Annotated in this window: 18 protein-coding genes; 8 read left to right on the top strand and 10 right to left on the bottom strand. The window is 55.0% G+C overall.

What is annotated here, in order from left to right:
* The first annotated feature begins 39 nt into the window (after positions 1–39).
* From FRD01_RS03895 to FRD01_RS03910, 4 genes are read left to right on the top strand one after another with little or no spacing between them, the layout of a single operon-like run.
* Positions 40–990: a TRAP transporter TatT component family protein gene (locus FRD01_RS03895; protein ID WP_249755980.1), complete on the top strand. Its 951-nt coding sequence runs from the start codon at positions 40–42 to the stop codon at positions 988–990.
* Positions 991–1011: 21 nt separating this feature from the next.
* The gene (locus FRD01_RS03900; RefSeq protein WP_146957814.1) at positions 1012–2013 is read left to right on the top strand and encodes a TRAP transporter substrate-binding protein; all 1002 of its coding nucleotides are present in this window, start codon (positions 1012–1014) and stop codon (positions 2011–2013) included.
* 19 nt (positions 2014–2032) lie between these two features.
* Entirely contained in the window at positions 2033–3037 is a 1005-nt protein-coding gene (locus FRD01_RS03905) for a TRAP transporter small permease (protein ID WP_146957816.1), read from the top strand.
* Positions 3037–4923, top strand: coding sequence for a TRAP transporter large permease (locus tag FRD01_RS03910; RefSeq protein WP_249755981.1), 1887 nt, complete (start codon positions 3037–3039; stop codon positions 4921–4923). The genes FRD01_RS03905 and FRD01_RS03910 overlap by 1 nt, the downstream gene beginning before the upstream one ends.
* Here the strand turns inward: FRD01_RS03910 and hflC are convergent.
* Both hflC and hflK read right to left on the bottom strand, forming a co-directional pair.
* Entirely contained in the window at positions 4912–5841 is a 930-nt protein-coding gene (gene hflC, locus FRD01_RS03915) for a protease modulator HflC (protein ID WP_146957818.1), read from the bottom strand. The two genes, FRD01_RS03910 and hflC, sit on opposite strands and share 12 nt — an antisense overlap.
* Positions 5838–6833 carry an FtsH protease activity modulator HflK gene (gene hflK, locus FRD01_RS03920; RefSeq protein ID WP_146957820.1) on the bottom strand — a complete coding sequence of 332 codons (996 nt, stop codon included), beginning with the start codon at positions 6831–6833 and terminating at the stop codon, positions 5838–5840. The genes hflC and hflK overlap by 4 nt, the downstream gene beginning before the upstream one ends.
* Before the next feature lie 82 nt (positions 6834–6915).
* On the opposite strand from hflK, the gene FRD01_RS03925 reads away from it, so the two are divergent.
* The 3 genes from FRD01_RS03925 to FRD01_RS03935 are packed head-to-tail and all read left to right on the top strand — an operon-like array spanning position 6916 to position 11077.
* Positions 6916–8088, top strand: coding sequence for a DUF58 domain-containing protein (locus tag FRD01_RS03925; RefSeq protein WP_146957821.1), 1173 nt, complete (start codon positions 6916–6918; stop codon positions 8086–8088).
* The gene (locus FRD01_RS03930; protein ID WP_146957823.1) at positions 8085–10139 is read left to right on the top strand and encodes a transglutaminase TgpA family protein; all 2055 of its coding nucleotides are present in this window, start codon (positions 8085–8087) and stop codon (positions 10137–10139) included. Before FRD01_RS03925 ends, FRD01_RS03930 begins: the two co-directional genes overlap by 4 nt.
* Positions 10136–11077 (top strand): AAA family ATPase, encoded by a 942-nt coding sequence (locus FRD01_RS03935; RefSeq protein ID WP_146957825.1) that lies wholly within the window; start codon positions 10136–10138, stop codon positions 11075–11077. The genes FRD01_RS03930 and FRD01_RS03935 overlap by 4 nt, the downstream gene beginning before the upstream one ends.
* Positions 11078–11084: 7 nt before the next feature.
* On the opposite strand, the gene FRD01_RS03940 is transcribed toward FRD01_RS03935, so the two are convergent.
* A complete protein-coding gene (locus FRD01_RS03940) occupies positions 11085–13394 on the bottom strand; it encodes a penicillin-binding protein 1A (protein ID WP_146957827.1) in 2310 nt (769 codons plus the stop codon).
* An 86-nt stretch (positions 13395–13480) separates the two neighbouring features.
* Complete coding sequence (locus FRD01_RS03945; RefSeq protein ID WP_146957829.1) at positions 13481–14239, bottom strand: sulfite exporter TauE/SafE family protein; 759 nt, start codon at positions 14237–14239, stop codon at positions 13481–13483.
* A 135-nt stretch (positions 14240–14374) separates the two neighbouring features.
* Here FRD01_RS03945 and FRD01_RS03950 point away from each other — a divergent pair, with 135 nt between their 5' ends.
* Entirely contained in the window at positions 14375–14701 is a 327-nt protein-coding gene (locus tag FRD01_RS03950) for a hypothetical protein (protein ID WP_146957831.1), read from the top strand.
* A gap of 1 nt (position 14702) precedes the next feature.
* On the opposite strand, the gene FRD01_RS03955 is transcribed toward FRD01_RS03950, so the two are convergent.
* The 6 genes from FRD01_RS03955 to FRD01_RS03980 all read right to left on the bottom strand — a co-directional run bounded on the left by FRD01_RS03955 (position 14703) and on the right by FRD01_RS03980 (position 22012).
* The gene (locus FRD01_RS03955) at positions 14703–16922 is read right to left on the bottom strand and encodes a tetratricopeptide repeat protein (RefSeq protein WP_146957832.1); all 2220 of its coding nucleotides are present in this window, start codon (positions 16920–16922) and stop codon (positions 14703–14705) included.
* 23 nt (positions 16923–16945) lie between these two features.
* Positions 16946–18865, bottom strand: coding sequence for a protein kinase domain-containing protein (locus FRD01_RS03960; protein ID WP_146957834.1), 1920 nt, complete (start codon positions 18863–18865; stop codon positions 16946–16948).
* Positions 18866–18932: 67 nt separating this feature from the next.
* Positions 18933–19895: an ADP-ribosylglycohydrolase family protein gene (locus FRD01_RS03965; RefSeq protein ID WP_249755982.1), complete on the bottom strand. Its 963-nt coding sequence runs from the start codon at positions 19893–19895 to the stop codon at positions 18933–18935.
* Positions 19870–20784, bottom strand: a complete 915-nt coding sequence (locus FRD01_RS03970; RefSeq protein ID WP_249755983.1) for an HTTM domain-containing protein — start codon at positions 20782–20784, stop codon at positions 19870–19872. Before FRD01_RS03970 ends, FRD01_RS03965 begins: the two co-directional genes overlap by 26 nt.
* Positions 20781–21272: a hypothetical protein gene (locus FRD01_RS03975; protein ID WP_146957838.1), complete on the bottom strand. Its 492-nt coding sequence runs from the start codon at positions 21270–21272 to the stop codon at positions 20781–20783. The genes FRD01_RS03970 and FRD01_RS03975 overlap by 4 nt, the downstream gene beginning before the upstream one ends.
* Positions 21269–22012, bottom strand: a complete 744-nt coding sequence (locus FRD01_RS03980) for a sterol desaturase family protein (RefSeq protein WP_249755984.1) — start codon at positions 22010–22012, stop codon at positions 21269–21271. The genes FRD01_RS03975 and FRD01_RS03980 overlap by 4 nt, the downstream gene beginning before the upstream one ends.
* Positions 22013–22183 lie beyond the last annotated feature (171 nt).

Raw genomic sequence — 22183 nt, forward strand, 5'->3', positions numbered from 1 at the left:
TTGATTAGACCTTCAACCCTCGTGAATAGGGAGTTTGGAATGGTGATTCGTAAGCGATTTGTAGTTCGCGCTCTCTCGGCGCTTCTTCTTGGTGCCATGGCTCTGCCCGCCTGTGGCGGTGCCCAACGTGATTCTGCTCTGACAACAGACCAGGGCAAATTAACCGCGGCAACTCAAGAGGGAGACTTCGCAACAACCATGCAAGCTGCCGATGCCGCCTGGGCAAAGCGCGCCGAAAAAGCGAGCCTCATGAGCGCCATAGGCGAATGGGAAAAAGCGGCGCAGCTGCCGACTCCCGACCTCGCTCCGGAAGCCCGTGCCGCCGTCATTGCGGACATCAATGAGCGCCTGACTCGCGCTTACTACTTCCTCGGCGATAGCCACCTTAGAGTTGAAGGTGCTTCTGACGAAGAGATCATGGCCGTCTTTGAGAAAGGCGTAACGGCAGCCGAGCGTGCGATTGCCCTGCGCGATCCAGAATTTGCCGCGAAAGTGGCCGCCGATAAGAACGCCTGGCAAGGTGCCGTCAAGTCCGCAAGCCCTACGGCCGCTCCTGCCCTCTACTGGTATGCAACCAACCTCGGCAAATGGGCCCTTCTTGAAGGGATCGCCACCATTCTTTCCAGAAAAGACGACATCAAAGTCACCATGGACTGGATCGTTGCGAACGACCCGGGCTTCTTCTACGGCGCGCCTCATCGCTACTTCGGCACTTACCACACCAAAGTGCCTCTCGGCGGCGGCAACCCTGAAGCCTCCAAAGCATCCTTTGAAAACGCGATCCAGATCGCGCCTAACTACCTCGCCACCAAAGTCTTGATGGCTGAGAACTACGCAGTGCTCGTTGGAGAACGTGAACTCTTCGAGAGCTTGCTGAATGAAGTCGTCAACACCCCGTCAAACGTTGACCCGGAGATCGAGCCGGAAAATGCCTTCGAAAAGATGAAGGCGAAGAAATTGCTCGAAGAAGCTGACGAGTACTTCTATTGATTCACGGTACGGAGACCTGACATGAAAACACCACTTATCCTCTTACTTGCACTGACTCTCATTGGCTTTGCCAGTCCCGTTGCGGCGCAGGAGAAGGAACAAGAGATCTACACGCTAAACCTAGGTACCGTGGCGCCCAAAAACACGCCTTGGGGGCGTCAACTGGCGTCCATGAAGAAGCGAATCGAAAAAGATTCCAACGGACGCATCAAAGTCCGACTTTTCATGGGCACAGCGGGCGGCGAGGTCTCTATCGTGAGACAAACCAAACGCGGCGAACTCCAGGCAGCCGGTGTGTCCACGGGCGCGCTCGCTAGCCTAGTTCCCGAAATGAACGTCTTTGAGCTTCCTTACCTTTTCAAAGACGGTGCTGAGGCCGACAAGATTATCGACAACCATCTCTTCGATCCCGTCTCCTCGATTCTCGATGAGAACGGATTCAAACTCTATCTCTTCTCTGAGAACGGGTTTAGAAACTTCGCGACGAAGGGAAAGTGCATCACCGACCCGAAAGACCTGGCTGACCTCAAGATGCGCGCTCAGGAGTCGTGGGTGCACGAAGAAACCTATCGTGCCCTTGGCGGAAACCCTGTGAGAATCGCCGTGCCTGAGACTCTGAGCGCAATTCAATCGAATAACGTTCAAGGCTTTGATAACACGCCGCTCTTCGCGTTTGCCGCAAGCTGGCATCAGGGAATCGACCATTGGACGCTCAGCGACCACATTTACCAGCCAGCCGTGATCGTCTACTCCAAGGAGTGGTTCGAAAAACTCCCGAAAGACCTTCAGGAAATCTTGCTCGCCGACCGGAAGAAAGAGACTGACATGGGGCGCGACCTCGTCAGAAAACTGCATCCGAAGTTGGTTCAGAACCTCGAAGCGTCGAACATCAAAGTATGTTCGGTCACTCCTGCCCAACGCAAAGCCTTTGCTGACAAGACCAAGTCTGTACACAACTTGTTCAAAAAGCGAGTCGGCAAGAAGGGCGCAAATCTACTAGACATCATCGAAAAGAACCGCTGATCCCAATTTTGGAGTGAGCATGGCGGAAGAACGTAACTCTGCCGAGTTGGCCGACCGAATCCCCGCATTCGGCCGGGTCGACCATCTTGTGTTCAAAGTCGAATCAGTGGTCGTTGTGGCGGCCCTGATAGCGATGAGCATCTTTGTTTTTGTGGACGTTCTCTACCAACTCATGGTGGCGATAGACCAATATCATGGCCAATCGGACCCCAAAGGCTGGCTCATTGCTGGGCTCTTGATCGTCTTTGTGGGTGCGATGGGTTACGCGTCCACGTCCAATGTTCATTTCTCTCAAGGAAAACGCATCGGGATCAGTGTGGGGGCCACGCTCGCTCTAATCGGCTTCAGTGTATCGCTGACCCAATTGGAGAGCTCCACGGTCTACCGAGCTCTAAGCATTGGAGTCGGAGCGGTGCTGGTCTGGCATTTCCAAAAGACCGGGTCCAAGCCTGGTTTGATAGTAAGCCTGGCCGCAACAGCGCTCTTTTTCTGGTTCTCGGGTGGAATCCCACAAGGCTATTCGTGGGCGCAATCTTATAGTTTGCTCCTCCTTTTGTGGGTTGGGTTCTTGGGTGCAAGCATGGCCGCTCGTCAGCGGCGCCACTTGAGGGTCGACCTCGCTCGAAAGCTCCTCTCCCCTCAGAAACTTCCGCTTTTCAACGCTCTCTCCTACAGTGCTGCCGCGATTTTCAGCGGGATCATTTTTTACCTTTCTTACATCTACATTTTCGACGTTCAGTCTACGTATATCCGCCCAATTTGGGAGTTTCCGGACTGGGTTCCTGCGGGTTTGCAAGAGACGCTACAAGTCTGGCCTCCCCCAGAAGACGCCGGACTCTTTGAGCGCATTATGCGCGTCGTGCTTTCTCCTATCGAGTCCGGAGAGCCACCGGATTGGCTCAAGGTCTTGGCGATTCCGGTCGCGTTTGCGCTGATCACCATTCGCTTCGGCATGCACGCATTTGTATTTCTGAGGATGGCCTTGCGAAAAGAGAGCTTCGAAGAAGCCGTGGAGGTGCACTAATGCGTAGATTCATCTCGAGCTTCTTTGCCATATTCCTGGTCTTTTTCTACCTTGGCGCCGCCTCAGCACAGCCTGAGACGCTCGACTCCCTCATGGACGAGGTAGAGAGTGAAATCGCTGAAGAAAACGCTGACGAGCCATCTGGCGAGCCCACAGAGGTCAAGACTCTGGACGAGTTGATGGACGACGTGATGGACCCGGTCGAGGACGAACCTTTGGCCGAAGATCCCACGGAAGATGCCTCAGTAGAAGAAATTGTTGAGGCGCCGCCGGAGGCGCCGTCTCCTTACGACGGGTTCTTCTGGTTCGGGCTCATCGCGCTCATCGTGGGCCTGATTGGGTTGGGAGTACCACTTTATGTGCTCATTGGGTCCATCGCCACGTATCTGCTCTTCTTCGGCGGCGTCTTCAACGAGTTCCGGCTCCTGACGTCTATCATTGAGCAAACTCGCGCACTTGCTGACCAACCGGTCCTCCTCGCGATTCCGTTCTTCGTGATCTCGGGTGCGATTATGACCGAAGGAGATATTGCCAAACGTCTCATCGCCTTTGCGCAGTCCGTTTTTGGTGTACTACCTGGCGGACTCGCAATCTCTGCGGTCTTCGCGAGCGTCTTCTTTGCGGCGATCAGCGGCTCCTCACCTGTCACAGTGATCGCGATCGGGAGTATCATGTTCCCGGCGCTCGTTAAGGCTGGCTACGACCAACGATTCAGCACAGGTCTTGTTACTTCAGCAGGAAGCCTTGGAATTCTGATTCCTCCCAGCATCCCGATGATCATCTACGCCATCGCAGACCCCACCGGGCTCAAAGATCCCGTCGGCTACACGGTCTCATCGGCGGGCGGCGGCGATTCAAGTGTCAAGGACCTCTTCATCGCGGGTCTTGGCCCCGGAATTCTCATCTGCCTCGCGCTCTCTCTCTGGGCCTTTAGAATCGGTCTGATTCAAAAAGTCGAACGCGAGAAGTTCGATATCAAGGAAGTGGGGCGTGCATTCGTATCGGGATTCTGGGCGCTCAATCTCCCAATCATCATTCTGGGCGGCATCTATTCGGGAATCTTCACTGCGACCCAGGCAGCCGCTGTTTCGGTCATCTACGCTGCAGCCGTGGAGTTCTTCATCCACAAGAGCATCAAGCTCAAAGATGTCCCTCGCGTTTTCAGCGAAAGCGCGATCCTGATGGGAAGCCTTCTCATCATCATGGCTCTGGCGCTGGGCTTCAATCTCTACTTGGACCGAGCGAAAATCCCTGAAATGGCCGTGGAGTACATCCTGAGCCTCGACCTGAGCCTGATTACGTTCCTCCTTCTGGTGAACGTGCTTTTGATCATCGTCGGCTTCTTCATGGATATCATCTCGGCCATCTTGATCCTTGTTCCACTTCTGGCTCCGATCGCGTTTGGACTGGGAATTCACCCACTCCACATGGCCATCATCTTCATCGTGAACCTGGAAATCGGCTACCTCACGCCGCCGATCGGCCTAAACCTCTTCGTATCCAGCACGCTCTTTAAGAAGTCTATCGGCGAGGTAGTGCGCTCTACCCTGCCCTTCACCGCGATCATGGTCGTCTGCCTTATCATCGTGACCTACGTACCTACCGTCAGTCTCGGCCTCGTGAGCTTCTCTAAAGGCCAGGGATTCTGGGTGCCTTGGCCAGATACTCAGGTCGAAAAGGTTGAAGATGCGCCCGCCGAGGCTGAGCCACAGGTCGTTGCGCCACCGGCCGAAGCCGACGGCAGCGCAAAAACCTTGGATCAGCTGATGGATGATGTGGAAGAAGAGATCGAGGAACCAGTCGACTCGGCGCCTAAGACTTTAGACGAGTTGATGGACGACGTTGAAGATGAAATAGCTGATGAACCCGATGGCTCAACGCCCTGATGGCGACTTCAAATACTTGAAGTAGTCCATGTCGGTGGACAGCATCATCGTCGTGTTGGCGTCAAACACTTTGGGATAGCTCTCCATTGACCGCAGGAATTGGTAAAACTCCACGTCTTGATTATACGCCTCTGCGTATATCGCCACGGTCTTGGCATCAGCTTCGCCGCGTAGCTCTTCGGCCTGCCTTTCGGCTTCGGACTGAATTCGGTTTAGCTCGTACTCCTTCTCGCCACGAATCCTAGAGGCCTCACCACTACCTTCGGATTTGTAGCGGTTCGCGATTCGCTCGCGTTCAGCGACCATGCGATCAAACACGGCGTTTCGAACTTCTTTGTTGTAGTCGATCCGCTTAAACCGTACGTCTACAACTTCTACGCCGAGCTCGCTTGAGAGCTTTTGAACATCCGCCAAAATCAACTCGGTAATCTTCGACCTACCAATCTTGATTTCATCGAGCTCGTCACGCATATCCGGGTCGTTCTCCACGTCGCTCAGGGTACGGTTTGAAGACCTCACTAACTCAAGGAGATCGTGTTTAGCCACGTAGTCTCGTGTGGCTCCGTCAATGATATCATCCAATCGAATCTGAGCGCCCGCCTGGTTCTTCACGCGTCGGAAGAAGAGCTCAGGGTCTGTAATCCTCCATCGTGCATAGGTATCTACCCAGATGAATCGTTTATCGTTCGTCGGGATTTGGTTCGACTCCCCGTTCCACTCAAGGAAACGTTTGTCCAACTTCACGATATTGGTCACGAAAGGAGTCCTGAAATAGAGACCGGGCTCGCTCTCGCCGCCCACGAGCTTGCCGAACTGAAGCACGATGGCGTGTTCACCTTCCCGAACCACATACGTTGAGGCGTTCCAACCGAGCAGGAAGAGCACCAGCACAATCATTAAGCCGATAATCTTTTTCATTGGCTACCTCCTTTGGGCTGCAAGTTCATCAGAGGCACAATCCCTGGTCCTTCTTGGTCTGTGATGACCCGTTGACCGATGGTCGGGAGTATCTCGGCCATGCTCTCCAAGTAGATGCGCTGCCGAGTAATCTCGGGCGCCTTCTTGTACTCCGCGACCAGCGCCTTGAATCGTGCTGCTTCGCCTTCGGCACGGTTGATACGAGCCACTGCATAACCACGAGCTTGCTGGATGGTCTGTTCGGCCTCACCGGCTGCTCTAGGCACCTCTGCGTTGTACTCGGCACGCGCCTGATTGATGAGTTTTTCCTTCTCCTGTTGGGCCTGGTTCACGAGGTTGAAACTTGGCTTCACCGGGTCTGGAGGCGTGATATCCAACAAAATCACCTGGTCGATGGTCAGCCCGATTTCATAGGATTTGCAGAGCTCCTGCAACCGTTTTTGCGCCTCCACAGCGATGTCTACACGACCCGAGGTCAGAGCTTCGTTGACGGTTCGGTCACCGATGACTTCCCTCATCACGGCTTCGGTCATCATGCGCAACGTGTTTTTGACGTTCCTGACGCGGAAGAGATAGTTGTACGGGTCGCTGATTCTGTACTGGACCGCCCAGTGAACCTCGATCACATTGAGGTCACCAGTGAGCATAAGACTCTCTTCGATATAGGGCTCTGATTCCCACTGGCTCTGTCCGCCGGCGGTACTCACTGTGCGAAACCCAAACTCCTCTTTGTGTTGACGCTCAGTCTCCACAATATGAACCTCGTCCACGAAAGGAATTTTCATATGCAAACCCGGGTTGACCGTCTCGATATAACGCCCGAACCGCGTGATCACTCCCACACTTTCCGCATTCACCTGGTAAAAGAGATCAGCGACAACCATGATGAAAAGCACCACCACGAAGAGGCCAGTCCATATCTTCAGGACCACTCCCTTTTTGCCGGATTTCTCCACTTTTTCTCGGATAGACCCGAGGTCAAAATCTGCCATGCGCGCTCCTATTCAATGGGTTTCGCAACCTTTACCACTTCTCAATCATCTCAATGACTAAGAATCTTTTCTGACCACCTTTATGCCCACAGAAATCTCTGCACATAGCCGAGAAAGTCCACAACTTTCCGACAAGATTCGACGTTGGATGCGCCCGCCTCGACGCCTGACGATGACAACGGCGGGAAAGTTCTTTGTACTACTGACCTTTGCCGTGGGCTTTGGAGCCGTCAACACGGGCAACAATCTCCTCTTTCTCTTGATGGGGATGCTCCTAGCCTTGATTACGGTGAGCGGATTGTTGAGCGAAGCAGTTCTGCGAAAAATCACGGTCACCCGCAAACTTCCAAATCGTATCATCGCCGAAGACGAGATGGCGTGTGACTACGTCGTTCAAAACCACGCAGACTACGCCGCGCTAAGCCTCGAACTCGCCGACCTCGAAGCCACCCCAATCGCCGGCCCGCTGACTCGCATAGGCACTCATAAACTCGGCCTCAAGCGCCATCCATGGTGGAAAATCTGGAAAAAATCGCAAACCGAAGGACGCCCCATCGCCTCGGCCTACGCGGTTCGCGTCGAATCCGGCGCTAATCTGGTCGTCCCAGGAACCATGCGTTTTGACCATCGCGGACACTACCAGCTCGACCGCGTCGCAGCGCTGACACGATTCCCTTTTGGACTCTTTGAAAAGTCTCGTGAGTGGGATGCGCCCATCCAGATTCTCGTGGAACCTGCTCCGCTCAAACACGACGCATGGCAAGGCGCACTCTGGGCTCGAATGGGCGAAGTCGACACTCATAAAGAAGGTCCCGGCGAAGAATTTTTTGGGCTTCGCGAGTTTCGTGAAGGCGAGGACGCGCGCGGTGTCCATTGGAAGAGCTCTGCACGGCGAGGCAAGCTCATGGTGAGGGAGACCGAGAGGCGCCACCATAGACGCGTTGTGATTCATGTCTTGGACCGCGCCCAAAACCTCTCCGAAGACGACTTTGCGCGCTTTGAGCTCGGAATCAGACGCACCGCCGGACTGGTAGGAGCCTTGCGCTCCGCGGGCTTTACCCTGGGCGAAGGTCCAGACGACGCCGACCTCCTGATGCGCAAACTCGCCACGATTTCTCTCGAGGCCGGCATTCCGATTCTCCCTGACTCCAACGACGATTCTACACGGATCATCGTGGGCTTAAACAAAAGCCTGGAACTTATCGCATCAGGGCCTGACGACCTGATTCTACCCTTTGAAGGGGCCAGAGAATGATCCAGCCAAACCTTGAGAGAATCTTTGACTGGGTGCTCTACACCATCGTGCTTCTACCGGTTGCGCTCATCGCGGCTGGCGGAGGCATGATCGGCGGCATTGCCGCGGCGAGCTTCGTGGCGATCGTCGCCAGCTGGTTCACCCACAAGAGAAAGCTCGGCCACCAGATCAAGCAAAAGACTTGGGATATCTTAGTTGCGAGCTATGTGGTCGTGACCGTGATTATCGTCTTCGCCTTTGATTTCGCCATTCTCGACGGCGCCATTCAGCTCCTCCTGGTCCTGACCTGCGTAAGGCTCTTTAGCCGACTGAGCATGCGTGAAGAGTTCCAGATCTTCATCTTGAGCTTCATCTTGCTTGCGGCGGCGACTACCATCATCGAAGACCTCCTCTACGGCGTGGTGTTTGGACTCTACGTACTTGCGGGCACGTTTGGCCTCGCGGTCTTCCACCTCAGAAACGAACTCATGGAGCGCCCGCGCCTCGCCTTCCGTTCGCCACCGAGGCTCGAGCGCCCCTACGCGGTGGTGCTTATCGGGACGTCGGGCATAGTTCTGGCCACGAGCCTCCTGCTCTTCTTCGTCTTCCCCAGGGTTGGTCTCGGTTTTTTTGCTCCGCAGTCCCGAGACGGAATGTCCATGGTTGGGTTTTCCGAATCGGTGGAGCTCGGCGGACACGGCCTTGTGCGAGACAACCCGCAGGTCGTCCTGAGGGTCGAATTCCCAGAAGGAAGACCGAGCTTCTCACAGTATCATTGGCGTATGTTGAGCTTTGATCACTATGACGGACGGTCATGGACTCAAACCCTCCAAGATGAGCGAAAGCACCCGCTGCATTGGCGGCGCCCTCTCGACGATATCTACCCTCAAAAAGGCGAACCAAAACTCCTGCAAATGTACATGGAGCCTTTAGATACGGCGCTCCTTCCCACGCTTTTCCCAACGCACTCCATCAAACTCGGCACGCCAAATATCACAATGCCAATTGGACCGCGGTCGGGAAGGCTAACCATGGATGCGTATTCAGACATCCGCCACTCGGTCCCAAGCAATCTGGGGATTCCGTACATGATCTGGGTCGCGGAGCCAGACGACTCGCCGCGTGAGAAGGTTGAAGCCGCGAATCCGGCATTCCTTCAGCAACCCATCGAGTCTCAGAGATTCGCCGACCTGACACGTCAGGCCGTCTCGAACGCTACTCTGCCTAAGGAAATCGCTCGAAATATCGAGGAGTTTCTGGAGTCGAACTACACCTACACCACCGACCTTCCCGAAGTTGGTGAAAGCCCCGTCGAAGACTTCCTCTTCACCACTCGGCGCGGCCATTGCGAGTATTTCGCAACGACCGCCACCCTGATGCTTCGCCAAGCCGGTGTTCATGCGCGTATCGTGAATGGTTTCTACGGAGGCCAGTGGAATAACGTGGGCGACTACTGGGCGGTTCGGCAAGGTGATGCCCACTCATGGGTGGAGTACTTCGACCCGAGCGTTGGTTGGCTTAAACTAGACCCAACCCCGCCTTCGAGCATGCCGCAGGCAAACGCACTCTTAGACACGCTCCGAAAGACTATGGACGCCTCCAGGCTCGCCTGGACCAAATGGGTCATCGAGTACGACCTCTCAGCCCAGATCGACGTGTTGCGGTCCGCGGCCGATACCTTTGCGCCCAAACCGTCCAACGACCGCGACGCAAAACGTGAGATCAACTGGACCATCATTCTAGGGTCCCTCGGAGTCGTCTTGGTGGGCGCTGGTGGCTTTGCGTTATGGAAGCGGCGCAAAACCCGGCTCGACCCGCTACAATCAGCCTTTATGGCGATTGAGGCAGCAGCGAAGAGGGCTGGTCTAAACCGCAGGATTGACGAAGGCCCGTCGGAGTTTCTGGAGCGCCTCGCGTCCAAGAGTCCGAAGATTAGCGCGCCTCTGCGCAAGTTCAGCGGACTCTATCTTGGTGCCAGATATGGAAATCTGGACGTAGACCTCAATGAGATTCAAATAGTTTCTGAACATATCATCAAATATCTAAAGTCATTGAAAAAGGATTCGCTGTGAATAAGCCTTCTTCGCACGCGCGCTTACAACAAGTGCTGGCCCACGTAGACACGGTCTTTAAGGGAAAACCCGAGCTGGTCACACTCACTCTGGCCTCTTTGCTTTCAAGAGGTCATGTCCTCCTCGAAGACGTGCCAGGTGTGGGCAAGACCACGCTCGCGTTGGCGCTAGCAAAAACACTTGGCCTGGAGTTTCGACGCGTTCAGTTCACGAGCGACCTCTTACCCTCCGATATCTTGGGGGTCTCGGTCTTCTCTCAAGACAAATCAGAGTTTTCTTTTCGGCCTGGTCCCATCTTTTCTAACCTCGTACTCGCTGACGAAATCAATCGAACCACACCACGCACTCAGTCCGCACTCCTCGAGGCCATGAGCGAGCGACGAGTCAGCGTGGACAACGATACCCACGCCCTTCCAGACCCGTTTCTGGTGATTGCCACTCAAAACCCTCTCGAGCTCTACGGGACGTATCCTCTGCCTGAGAGCCAGCTCGACAGATTCCTAATGCGCCTTAGCGTCGGCACACCCTCGCGTGAAGTAGAGATTGGGTTGCTCACCTCAAGGACATCTTCGGCGCCCGTAGACACGCTCAAAGCCCTTCTGAGCCCCGAAGAGTTTCGGGCCTTCCAGGATGAGGTGGATTCCGTTCAATTCAACGAGACGGTCGCTCAGTACGTCCTAGACGTGGTTGAGGCCACGCGTCGAGACCCTCGCGTCAAGATCGGTGTCTCAACTCGAGGTGCGCTCGCGCTCGCACAGGCTTGCCGCGCGTGGGCATTCTTGGACGATCGATCGTTTGTGGTACCCGATGACGCGCGACGTCTGATCGTGCCCTGCCTCGCACACCGTCTGAGCCTCAACGGCGTCGCCAATGCAGAAAAATCCCACTCAGAAAGCGTGATGGAAGATATCGCGTCGAAAGTGAAAATCCCGACGTAGTCCCGAACTAATCGTCAAATTGGTTGAGCAAAAACTCGTCTGCCGACGCTGCGTCGGGACTTGGTGCCCATTCGGTGGGAGCCGTCCCCACCAAGAAGACCTCTTCGATCCCACCTTCACGCACACGCTTTCCACTCACAGGGTCGATTCTCACACGGACAATTCCCATAGACGGCTCCTCAAATTGTTTAGGTTCTCCTTTGAGAGCCGCCTTCATAAAACCCAGCCAAATTGGGGCAGCCACCTTGCCGCCATATTCCTTCGCGCCAAGCGATGTGTTGTCGCTGTAGCCAACCCAAACGCCAGTCACTAGGTCAGGGGTATAACCGATGAACCAGGCGTCTTTCGCCTCGTTAGTGGTCCCCGTCTTACCCGCCACGGGCCGTTTAATCTCCGCCAACGAGCTCGCCGTTCCGGCACGCCTCGTGCCATCTGAACTCGTGTATCCCTCAACGACGCTTCGCAAAAGACTGGTGGTTAAGTAGGCAACTTCAGGGGGAATGGCTTGTTCGGCTTTGGACCGAAAATCCTCCTTGAAGTCACGCCCACGGACTTGGGTGATATAAAGTGGCTCTGCGGTAGCCCCTCCGGATGCGAAGGTCGCGTAAGCGTTGGTAATCTCCACAGGCGTCATCTCGGTTGACCCCATCACCATGGTGAAATTGTCCACGAGGGGAGTATCCATGCCGATCCGTTTTGCAAACTCCTGAGCCTTTTCGATGGTCAGATCTTGAAGCACGCGAACCGAGACCACGTTTCGACTTGCGCCAATCGCTTCTCGAATCCGGATCGGACCGCGCCAATTGCCATCGCTGTTCTTGGGCGACCAGTTCTTCCCGCCGTGAAGTTGAAAGACAGTCGGCGAGTCCAAATAGATACTTGCTGGAGAAATGGTTTTCGCCTCAATGGCTGCCGAGTAGACAATAGGCTTAAACGATGACCCGGTCTGACGCTTCGCCTGCGACACATGGTCATATTGATTGGCGCCAAAATCATAACCCCCAACGTGCGAAACCACGTGTCGAGTCTTCGGATCGATCGCGATAAGCGCGGCCTCCGGGCCTGTTCTAAATGCAAGGGTAGGTTTCTCAGGGTCAACTACTTTGAGTCGAAGAACCGAGTGTGTTGGATAGCGCTCCTCGAGCTTGTCCTCACCAAGAGCGCGCGCACCACTGACTTCAAACTCAACCTTGGCGCTACCGGTATTGAGAACCAGTTTTCCATCCTTATGACCAGTGATGACAGCCTCACGAAGGTCACCGACCTTAGTGCCCTTCTCCCACTTCTTGGCCAAGTTCTTTACGTAAGATTCAACTTCTTTGGCCTTGAGCGTCTTGAGCGGCCTGTAGAGCTTGTGCCGTTCATCGTAGATCTCCAAACCCTTTCGCAAAGCCGCCTCCCCAGCCTTTTGCCTCTCCACCTCGAGGGTCGTGCGCACCCGAAGGCCTCCCCCCATCACCTTTTCTTCGCCGTACTTCTCCACAAGTGACTTTCGCACATGTTCAACAAAATGCGGCGCGAGACCAAGATACGGGTCGATCTTATCCCTATCGGCTAGTTTGATGGGATCGTCTTCGGCTTCGCGATACTCGGCCTCGTTGATGAAGCCTTTATCTCTGAGCTGCTTCAAAACATAGGCTCGGCGCTTCAGCGCGGCCTCTGGATGGCGCCTGGGCGTCAGCCGCTCAGGCGATTGTGTCAGGCCGGCCAAGAGCGCTCCCTCGACCATCGTGACGTCTTTGACGGATTTCCCAAAATACTGGCGCGACGCCTCTTCCACACCGTTGACGCCATGCCCGAGGTAAATGGTGTTCAAGTAGAGGTATAGAATGTCTTCTTTGGTCAGATTCTTTTCGAGCTCGCGCGCAAGAATGATCTCTTTGACCTTCCTAGCCAGACTCTTTTCGGGCGAAAGTACCAGGTTTTTGACCACCTGCTGAGTAATCGTCGAGGTTCCGCGAACACCTTGGTCATACCGCACGGCGTAGTAGAAAGCGCGCACCATGCCCAGGTAGTCGATTCCTTCATGGACCATGAAATCAGCGTCTTCGGCCGCCATGAACGCGTCTTTGACGTGCTGAGGAATCACCTCTTCACCCACCACCGTTCGCTTCGAACCAGGCGTAAAGAACTCACCGATCACGTGTCCCTCAGCCGAAAGAATTCGAGTCATCTGAGGCGGGTCAAAATCCTCGCGTTTCAAAATCTCCGGCAGGTCGCGCCCATAATAGTAAAAAATCCCGGCCAGACCGATGACGCCCGCCAGAGCACCCATGATGGCCAGAATACCAATCCATTTTACGATCGATTTTATCACAATTCACTCACTCGTATCGTCCGTGACACAAGTCACCAGCCTCAAACATCACCCGTTGGCTAGATCATTCCGTACACACTAGATTCTCATAAATCGACCAATAACTTGATCACGCTGAAGATGATGACCACCACGATTAGGCGCTGGATCCAATCTGCGGCCTTATCACTTTTCACCGCAAACCGAGCTGCCATCCACGCTCCCAAACTCTGACCTCCCGCCATCAATGCTCCAAGCCCCCAATCAATCTGGGAATTCAACGCAAAGATGGGTATCGCGCCCGCGGTAAACATGATGGTCAAGAAGAGCTTTAGCCCATTGGCCTTGACGATATCGTAGCCAGCCCCCGCCACCAAAGCCACGAGGAGCAAAATCCCCACCGAAGCCTGAATAAACCCGCCGTAGACACCAATCGCCAAGAACGCCAGTAACAACAAGGGCGTCAGTGGCTTCTCTCTAGTATCCTTGGCCGCGAACTGCCCTGGCTTCGCCAAGATCACCACCAATGAGCCCAGCATCACCGCGGCGATGACGATGCGCATCACCACATCGTTCATCTGGACCGCGACCAGCGCCCCGAGCACAGAGCCCACAAAGGCAATCCCCGCCAGCTTCCATTCGCGCGGCCCAATCTCGAACTTTCCGCCGTGTCTAAATGTGGCCACCGCCACCATGCTCTGCACGATGATGCCAACACGGTTGGTACCATTCGCGACGTCGGCCGGTAGCCCAAGAAAGATGAGCATCGGTAGCGTCAACAACGATCCACTCCCCGCCAATGTATTGATGATGCCGGCGACCACGCCCACTATCGCGGCGCCAACCCATACCCACCAGACTTCCATTTCGAGCTCTTAAAAAAATGAAGAAAAAAAATTTGCCCGCACGATCTGCATCGATCATACTGCGTGTAGGACAAACACGGTATACAACTTAAAGCCACCGCGCACCAACGCCAAGGACGGCAAAGGAAGTGCAAAATGCGATCAATTATCTGTCGCTTCAGGGATGAAGCAGAGCTCTTCGCGCAACTCAACAAACGCAACGACCTGAATTTCCTCGGGGAGTTCCAAATGCCGCTCGGCAACGCCATCGAGATCACGATCATGATTTCGTCGCTTCGCGAGAGATGCCGCCTCAAGATGCACGCGGTCGAGCGTTGCGCCATGGCGATCGACGACGGCCATGTTCGTGGAGCCCGCCTTTGGAATTATACGGTTCGGGTGGCTGACGAAGACCGAGTCTGGCTCGATGCCTTCCTCTCAAAGATCCGCGCCACCCAAACATTTAGCGCACAAGCGGCCTAAATCAGCCGGCGTTGAGTGAGTGGCCGATTCTTGAGCGCAGCTCAAGATATTCCGAGCTAATTGAATAGCTGATTAGCGTTTCCATACGCTGGTCCACGCTCCTGTTCCCGATCTTCTGCGGCTCATTCTGCAGATACTCACGGGCAGCGTCCAAATCATCACAGAAAATCAGACCCACGCGATTTGCCGTGTCCTCCACCGCGTTCAGCCACTTCACAAGGTCAACCTCGTAGCGCGAAGCCTTATCCACCGCGGACTTGAGCTGGTCAAAAGCCGGCCCTTTGATCTTCTTCTTCATGTGCTTGAGCACCTGCTCACTCTCTTTCGTCAGGTCGATCGGGCGCTCCGGATGCACGAGCGAAGCCGCCAACATGAAGAAGGCTTGCAAGTCCGTAGCGGGACGGATCGCTGCCAAATAGAACGGTGCCAAGAAAAGAAAGAGTTGTTTTCCAACGATGAACGCCGTGTACTCTTCCCGACCACTCGCAAGAATATCGTCACCGGCAATCATACCCTCCGGCACGAGCGCCCCATTGACGATCCCCTCTTGCTCAGGCTTGTACCAAAGCTCGGGAAGGTTCTGATAGCCTAGCGTGGAGCCCACGCTCTTGTAGATTCGATTGAACGCGAGTGGCTCGTCCAAGTTCACGCGATTCTTACGCTTTAGTCCCCATTTGGACGTCGCCTCGCCAGTCCACTCCTCAAGCGCCGGCTTCAAAATCCTAAACACCTCCGACACGTTCGCATCGAGCTCTTTGGAGAAGATATGGTTGTTCAACATATCTGAGGTGAACTGGTTCTTAATCGGCCGGAAAAGTGCCGTGTTGAAGCGCGCCACGAACTGAGACGCCTTCTCATCGAGCGGATGCTTCTTATGGGCGAGCACGCGGTAGATATTCCACGCGCGGTCTACGTCTTTTTGCTTCAAGTAGACGCGTCCAAGGCGCTCCAAGACATCCAAACGGTCCCCGCGCTCCTTGTACATCGCCTTGAGGTGCTCAATCGCAGCGGGCGCCAAATCCGGGTTCCTTTCGGCAATTTCTGCGGCCTCGGCGTGCATATCGAAGCCCTGAGCCACCTGTGCTGCAGCTTGCCCGTATGCGAAGACCGCGTCTTGGTCTCGTTTGAGGTGAAGCTTGTAGACCTCCCCCAACTTCTGCCAGAGCACGTACATGAGCTTGGGATCGTTGTTACCGGCTTCCACGTTGGCCGAAATCAACTGTACGTAGGCGGTCTCAAGTCCTTCCCAATCTTTGGCGTCCACCAGGATCGAAGTCACAGCTTTGAACGCATCGAGCCGTGACGGATCGAGCTCCAGCGCCCTTCGGAAGCCGGCGAGCGCCTTATCGGACTCCCAGAGCTCGTCGCGTGCAACTTCGGAAGAACGCACGATCCACTCGGCCTGCTCAGCCGGGGTCTCAGCGATCTGAGAAAGCGTAAAATACGCGCGGCTCACTCGTCTCCAGTCCCCTACTTCGGAGCCCACACGAGCGATCTTCTCAATCACCTTCTTGTTCTGCGGGTTCTCGATCAAGGCCTGTTCGTAAACATCCAACGCTCGGCCAGGGTCATTGAACTCAAGCGCCCAATCGTCACCTAGCGCCATCAACGCATGAGAACGCGCGATTGGGTCATCCAACGTACGAATCAGCTTCTGGCGCACGCGAATCACGTCCAGCGGCTCGCCAATCTGGCCCACGACTCGGAGCAATCCCGAGAGGGAAACCTGATCCATCGGGTCTTGCTCGAGCGCTTTTTCAAACGAGGTTTGAGCCTTCTCGAGCTTGCCGAGCCCCTCGTAAAACGTGCCGAGCTGGCGGTAAATCCCAACAACTTCTTTATCGCTGAGCTGCCGCTTATGGTGCAGGAGCATGGCCTGAACCACTTTGAGCCCCTCTTCGTTCTTCTGATTGTGGAAGAGAAGGTCGGAGTACGGCCGCAACACGTTCAGATTTCGCGGATCCAGCTCAAAAGCACGCTGATACGAAGTCATCGCGTCGTCTTCCTGCTCCAAAGCCCGCTGAAGGTCGCCAAGCTTTCCGTAGAGCCAGAGATTATCCGAGAGATAGCGCGTGGAGTCCGGCCATCGCGAAATTTGCTCAAGGAGCATGACACCGTGCGAGAGTTGCCCGCCCTGAATGAACTCTGTGAGCTTCTCTTTAACTTTCGAGAGGTCTACAAGCTCGGGAGATTGGTCGGGGGTAGAGGCCACTTCCGTCATCGTGTCACCAACTTTGTGGAGTTTTAGCGTTCGTTTGCGTTTAGCACGACTATCTTAGTTTGCCCCGCCACCACGTCAACCGTCTTGGAGGTCATCGTCTCGCCATTTTGCTTGAGATAGAAGCGGTGTCTGCCCTCGGTCAACTCGATCGTCTGCCTCGGGGTGTCTCCATATGACTTTCGCCCGACCATCAAACTTCCCCATGGGATAAGGGTGACCGAGACTTTTCCGGTCTTTACCACTTCCTCTTTGGGCTCCGCTTTCTTTGTCTTTTTGGCGACTTCAGTCTTGGATTCGACCTTTGTGGGCGCAGCGGCCTCTTCTACTTTCGCTGGTTCTGGCTCAACCGGAGGCTCTTTGACTTCAGCACCGACGACTGGCTCCAAGACTTGAGGATCAACTGGCTGGTCTTCGGGCGGTGATGCAATTGCAGATTCAGGCCCCGAACCCTCTGGTGATTCAGTTGGCACGATATCAATGTTTTCAACTACCTCCACGGGCTCCTCAACGTCGCTCGACCCGCTCATACCCTGAAACAGCGCCCAGCCACCCACGCCTACGAGTAGCACCATCAGAAGAGGGGCAAGCAGCAAGGCTTTTGGGAAACCCTTCTTCTGCTCGACCAAGACGGGTTCTTTTGCAGCCGCCTGTTTGGGGATCTGAGCAGTCATCAGCGGCTCCATCTCCGCCGAGCTCACCACTTGAGTAAAGCCTTTACCTTCCTCCACATCGTCGCCACCCGAGAACACGAGCCTTGCCTTCGAAGGTCCAGAACCCTCGCTTCGTTGCGACTCCTCAAAATCAGGCAATGACACAGCTTCAGTCGCATACGAAGGAATGGCCTGAGACTGTGCTGCGTCAGACCGAGCCGCTACGGATACCTTTTCTGGCTCAGCTTCACTTCGCATATCGAGGAGTTCCGTAGATTTATCCACGGCCTCCACACGGTCAGTCCTGACGTTTCGCGGGGAGTTTGTGGCAATCTCTGCCGTATCAAGAGGTGGGATCTCCACGGATGAAATCTCCGCCGAAACACCAGTCAGCCCTCGTCTCAAGGCGTGCGCAAACTCGATAGTGGTCTCAAAACGATTCTCAGGCTGCTTCTCGAGCCCTTTGAGCAACGCCTCTTCAAATGCGGGCGGCAACTCCAGTTCCGGGCGAATCACACTCGGCGGAAGTGGCTGGTCAGTGAGGTGCTTCGTAGCGATATCAATGGGCGAAGTCCCAAGAAACGGCGGACGCCCCGTGAGCAGAACGTAAAGCACGATGGCTAACGAATACTGGTCAGAACGACCGTCGAGCTGAATATCACGCACTTGCTCGGGTGACATATACTGCGGCGTTCCCACAATAGTTCCAGTCATCGTGAGCTGCGTATCTGGCGCCATAGCAGTGGTGGCCTCGAGCGCCTTCGCAATTCCGAAGTCGATCACCTTTACAAAGTGCTCGTCCCGCCCGCGCTTCAAGATCATGATGTTTTGAGGCTTTACATCGCGGTGTACCAGTCCGTGCTGATGCGCGTCATCAAGGCTCGCCGCGGCCTGCTCCACAATATGCAATGCTGTGGTCGTATCAAAACTACCGTGCGTCTTGACGTACTGCGATAAGTCCTCGCCCTCGAGAAATTCCATCGCGATGAAGAGCACGCCAAATTCTTCATCCTCGCCGAAATCATAGATAGTGACGCTGTTGGGGTGAGTCAGTCGCGACGTCGCCCGCGCCTCCATTTTAAAACGTTCGATAACCTTGCGATCGTTCAAGTCCCGAGGCGCAAGAACCTTCACCGCGCAACGCCGCCCTACTGAGGTCTGCTCCGCCTCAAAAACCGCGCCGTACCCACCTTGCCCAAGCAACGTCTTTAGAAAAAAACGCCCAGCAAGATGCTGCCCTTGAAGAGCTTTCAGGTCTATCGATTGCGCATTGACCAAGGTTGAACCCACCATGACCGTTCAAAACAAGTTGTCAGACTAACACTCTTGTACAGACTCGTCTATTGGCGACAACACACATTTAACTCGCACAGGCACTCGCCGCGAGCAGACTTCCCACGACGGCCGCTCGGTGACAGTTATCTCCTCCCACCATGGTGTTTGCGACCAGTCCTGCGTGGAGGTTGCCTTCATACTTCCAAGCCAAGTAAAGGGCGCCGGGCATCGCGTCTTCGATGTAACAAGCCGAACTAAAACGACCACCCACGATTTCTGTGTCCGGCCTCGACGTCCAGGACGCCGCCTTAGTGGAGGAAAGCCATGAATTTGCATGAACCTTCACAGCCTCCCGTAGCGTTTGTCCTTCAGCAATCGCGAAAAGAAGTGTCACGAGTAGATCTGCCGCCTCCAGCACTCCGTTGTTCTTGTGGGTGAGCGATACATGCGCTCTCACCGAGTCACGCACCTCGTCTCGCGAGGCGCCCTCGAGCGCGGCAACCAGTGCTGGCACGCAGGAAAGCCCGCCGATATGTTTATCATCGATTCCACATTTCAGAGGATCCATCCCGCTGGCGTAATTATTAAAGTAGGCGCGGTGATACTCTTCCGCATAAGTATCGTTGTGCCAGCCCGGCTCCAGCATGCAAGAGATGTAGGTTTCCGCCCATAGCTTCACATCGTAGCCGCCATTAGCCTTGACCTGCTTGTAGAGCTCGCGGGCGAGTTGAAAGTTGAGCGTGTTCTCACCGGCCTTCAAGAACTGGTGATAATGCACGCCCTTTTGGCCCCAGTACTTTGCCTGGCCTCGCAGAATGTCCGCTCGCTCGTTGACCGGCTGATAGCTCGAGCGCCACAAAATACTGCCCGAGTGAGGATTTTTCGGCGCCACGTAATCATCTACCGTTCCGTAATCCCGTTTGAGCGCCTCGGTGTCATAGTACCAGTGCACCGGCATAGCCAGGGCATCTCCCATCAAAGCCCCTTCAAACGCGGCGCGAAAAGGGGTCATCTCTTTCACACTATTCGTCCAATCTTCTGGCCTCATCGTTCTCCTCTCGCCAAATGCTAGTCTGCTTCACATGACTTCGATGCTTGGAGACGCCAAGAGATTGCAATGACTTTCGAATCCAATTCGGATCGAAGGTCAAGAGGTGGATCATCAGCATTCCGACACTGAGGTCTGCGAAAGCCACGGTGCAAATGATGCCGATATGCAGACCCACCAGAGACAACCAGAGCCAGGGCCTGGCCCGGGAAACCATCGCGATTGGGAGCGCCAGAAGCTCAATGCCTAGCGTCGACCATGTAAGTAGGCTCAAGAACTGGGGCACTTCGAGGAGCAAATCTCGCAAGGGTGAGAGCCTCGCGAGTGGACTCATCAGCACGTGTTGGATAGCCGTACCGTCAAGCCACGATGGGCTCAAAAGCTTGGTGTAGCCGCTATACGTGTAGCCCGCCGCCATCACCCACCACGCACTTCCGTACATGGATTTTGGCACCGTAGATACCGCATCTTTCCGGGGTAGAAATGCGTGAAAGAGAAGCATCCAGCCCACAAACGCCAGACTCGGGTTTGAGATCAAGGGGTTGCGCCCAAAGAGGCTGGCCCAGATGATCCAGATCAACACGGCCATCCACCTGTCTTTAAGCCCAAATGCAAAGGCCACACTTGCAATCGCCCCTACGCAGACAGTTCCCACGGCCACAACTGGCGAATTGAAGAAGGTCAACACGTTTGGAAAGAGATAGGCGAAAGGACTTAGAAGGGAGTCGGGCAAATTCCCCTGGTTCGAAAAGAGTTCTGCCGCCCATGGGATGAGATGCGCGAAGTGAATCGTCAGATAAGCGCCCAGAATGATTCGAACCCACTTATAAGACTCGGAAGTCCAGCCGTTTGCGATCTTGAGTTTTTCGGGAAATTGAATCGTAATCATGAGCATGGCACCTCGATTGAGTCGGGCAAATCACCCATGCCGATTTCTTCTCTTGGCACGTACCGCACCTTAATCGGCCCTGACGCCCCCTCTGCCAACCCAAGCTCCTTCAGAATGGGTGCCTCCCCACAGAGCGCGTAATCTGCAACTGAGTCGAACATCGGGCGGGCGCGTGGGTCGGTATATAGAACCGGGCCAAAGGCGAGTATTGCCCCGTAGACGTTTCGCCGATTGTACGGCCCCCTCAAACGAGCATAAACCTCAGGGGTCAGCTCTGCGGTATGATACGTGCCAGACTCATCCGACCACTCCAAAAAAAATCGGGTGGAATATGTCTCGAGTCCTTTTGCCACACTGAAGACTTTTGGAGCCGGTGACGCCACGGTCGCGGCGGCCAACCCTTGCACAGGACCAAGCCCACTCAATGCCCCAGCTATTTGGAGCAGACCCAAGCACAAAAGAAGAACTGACCGTTTTGAGGCATTCATTCGGCAGCTCCTTCAGGATAGGCCTGAACGTCTTTACCGAGGAGCATCCCAATCAGTTCGCTCTCTTGATGGGCCTCAAAGCCGCACTCGCTCTCCCATTCGCGCGGGTTGTAGAAGGTACCAAAAAGCATGTCCCACATCGGGAGGTCGCCGTAGTTCAGCTGATGGATGCCGCGCTCGTGGTGAACACAATGACTCTCGGGGCGCTGGATGAAGTAGCCAATCCAGTGCGGAGTCTTGACGTTCCAATGATAGAAGAACTCGGCGAGCGCGCTGAGAAGCATGGCGTAAGCGGCGGCTTCAGGGCCCACGCCGACCACAAAGTACACGACCACACTCGAGAGAATGGAATTCGCAAAAATCTCGAGCGGATGCTTGTAGAACGAGGTTACGATCTCAAGGCGTTGAGGGCTGTGGTGGAGCTGGTGCATCCAGCGCCAGAGCACGGGTGAGGAATGGCGAAAGCGGTGCCACCAGTAGTAGAAAAACGTCAGTACGAAGTAGGCCAAGAGCCCGCCCCAGACGGGTCCGATGGCGTCCAATGACCAGGGCCGGTTGGCGATGAACCAGTTGTCCCAGTAGAGCCCGGCCGCTACTACAGCCGCAACCTGGATGCCGTTGAAGAGGAGCGCCCTGCCCCACCAGCCCGAGACCTCGGGCCACTTTCTCGCGGGACTGCGCAACTCGATAAGGATCATGGCCACCCCGATGGCGACGATAATGGCTAGAAAGATGTTCATAGTTCACTCCGTTTTGATTTCAGAGTGATGTCTATTCGCAAAGCGCGTGCCCACCCCTAGAATGTGACAATATGACTATTTCACAACGACTTAACCATCAAATCTTTCAAGAGCCACCTCAACACCAGCATACACTTTATGCACACAAACTAGACATAATGAGTACACCAG

It is taken from the genome of Microvenator marinus, from assembly GCF_007993755.1.
Taxonomy (GTDB): Bacteria; Myxococcota_A; Bradymonadia; order Bradymonadales; family Bradymonadaceae; genus Allomicrovenator; species Allomicrovenator marinus.

Coding starts and splice junctions, on each gene's coding strand:
- FRD01_RS03895 (WP_249755980.1), top strand. CDS start 40: ATGGTGATTCGTAAGCGATTTGTAGTTCGCGCTCTCTCGGCGCTTCTT.
- FRD01_RS03900 (WP_146957814.1), top strand. CDS start 1,012: ATGAAAACACCACTTATCCTCTTACTTGCACTGACTCTCATTGGCTTT.
- FRD01_RS03905 (WP_146957816.1), top strand. CDS start 2,033: ATGGCGGAAGAACGTAACTCTGCCGAGTTGGCCGACCGAATCCCCGCA.
- FRD01_RS03910 (WP_249755981.1), top strand. CDS start 3,037: ATGCGTAGATTCATCTCGAGCTTCTTTGCCATATTCCTGGTCTTTTTC.
- hflC (WP_146957818.1), bottom strand. CDS start 5,841: ATGAAAAAGATTATCGGCTTAATGATTGTGCTGGTGCTCTTCCTGCTC.
- hflK (WP_146957820.1), bottom strand. CDS start 6,833: ATGGCAGATTTTGACCTCGGGTCTATCCGAGAAAAAGTGGAGAAATCC.
- FRD01_RS03925 (WP_146957821.1), top strand. CDS start 6,916: ATGCCCACAGAAATCTCTGCACATAGCCGAGAAAGTCCACAACTTTCC.
- FRD01_RS03930 (WP_146957823.1), top strand. CDS start 8,085: ATGATCCAGCCAAACCTTGAGAGAATCTTTGACTGGGTGCTCTACACC.
- FRD01_RS03945 (WP_146957829.1), bottom strand. CDS start 14,239: ATGGAAGTCTGGTGGGTATGGGTTGGCGCCGCGATAGTGGGCGTGGTC.
- FRD01_RS03950 (WP_146957831.1), top strand. CDS start 14,375: ATGCGATCAATTATCTGTCGCTTCAGGGATGAAGCAGAGCTCTTCGCG.
- FRD01_RS03955 (WP_146957832.1), bottom strand. CDS start 16,922: ATGACGGAAGTGGCCTCTACCCCCGACCAATCTCCCGAGCTTGTAGAC.
- FRD01_RS03960 (WP_146957834.1), bottom strand. CDS start 18,865: ATGGTGGGTTCAACCTTGGTCAATGCGCAATCGATAGACCTGAAAGCT.
- FRD01_RS03965 (WP_249755982.1), bottom strand. CDS start 19,895: ATGAGGCCAGAAGATTGGACGAATAGTGTGAAAGAGATGACCCCTTTT.
- FRD01_RS03970 (WP_249755983.1), bottom strand. CDS start 20,784: ATGATTACGATTCAATTTCCCGAAAAACTCAAGATCGCAAACGGCTGG.
- FRD01_RS03975 (WP_146957838.1), bottom strand. CDS start 21,272: ATGAATGCCTCAAAACGGTCAGTTCTTCTTTTGTGCTTGGGTCTGCTC.
- FRD01_RS03980 (WP_249755984.1), bottom strand. CDS start 22,012: ATGAACATCTTTCTAGCCATTATCGTCGCCATCGGGGTGGCCATGATC.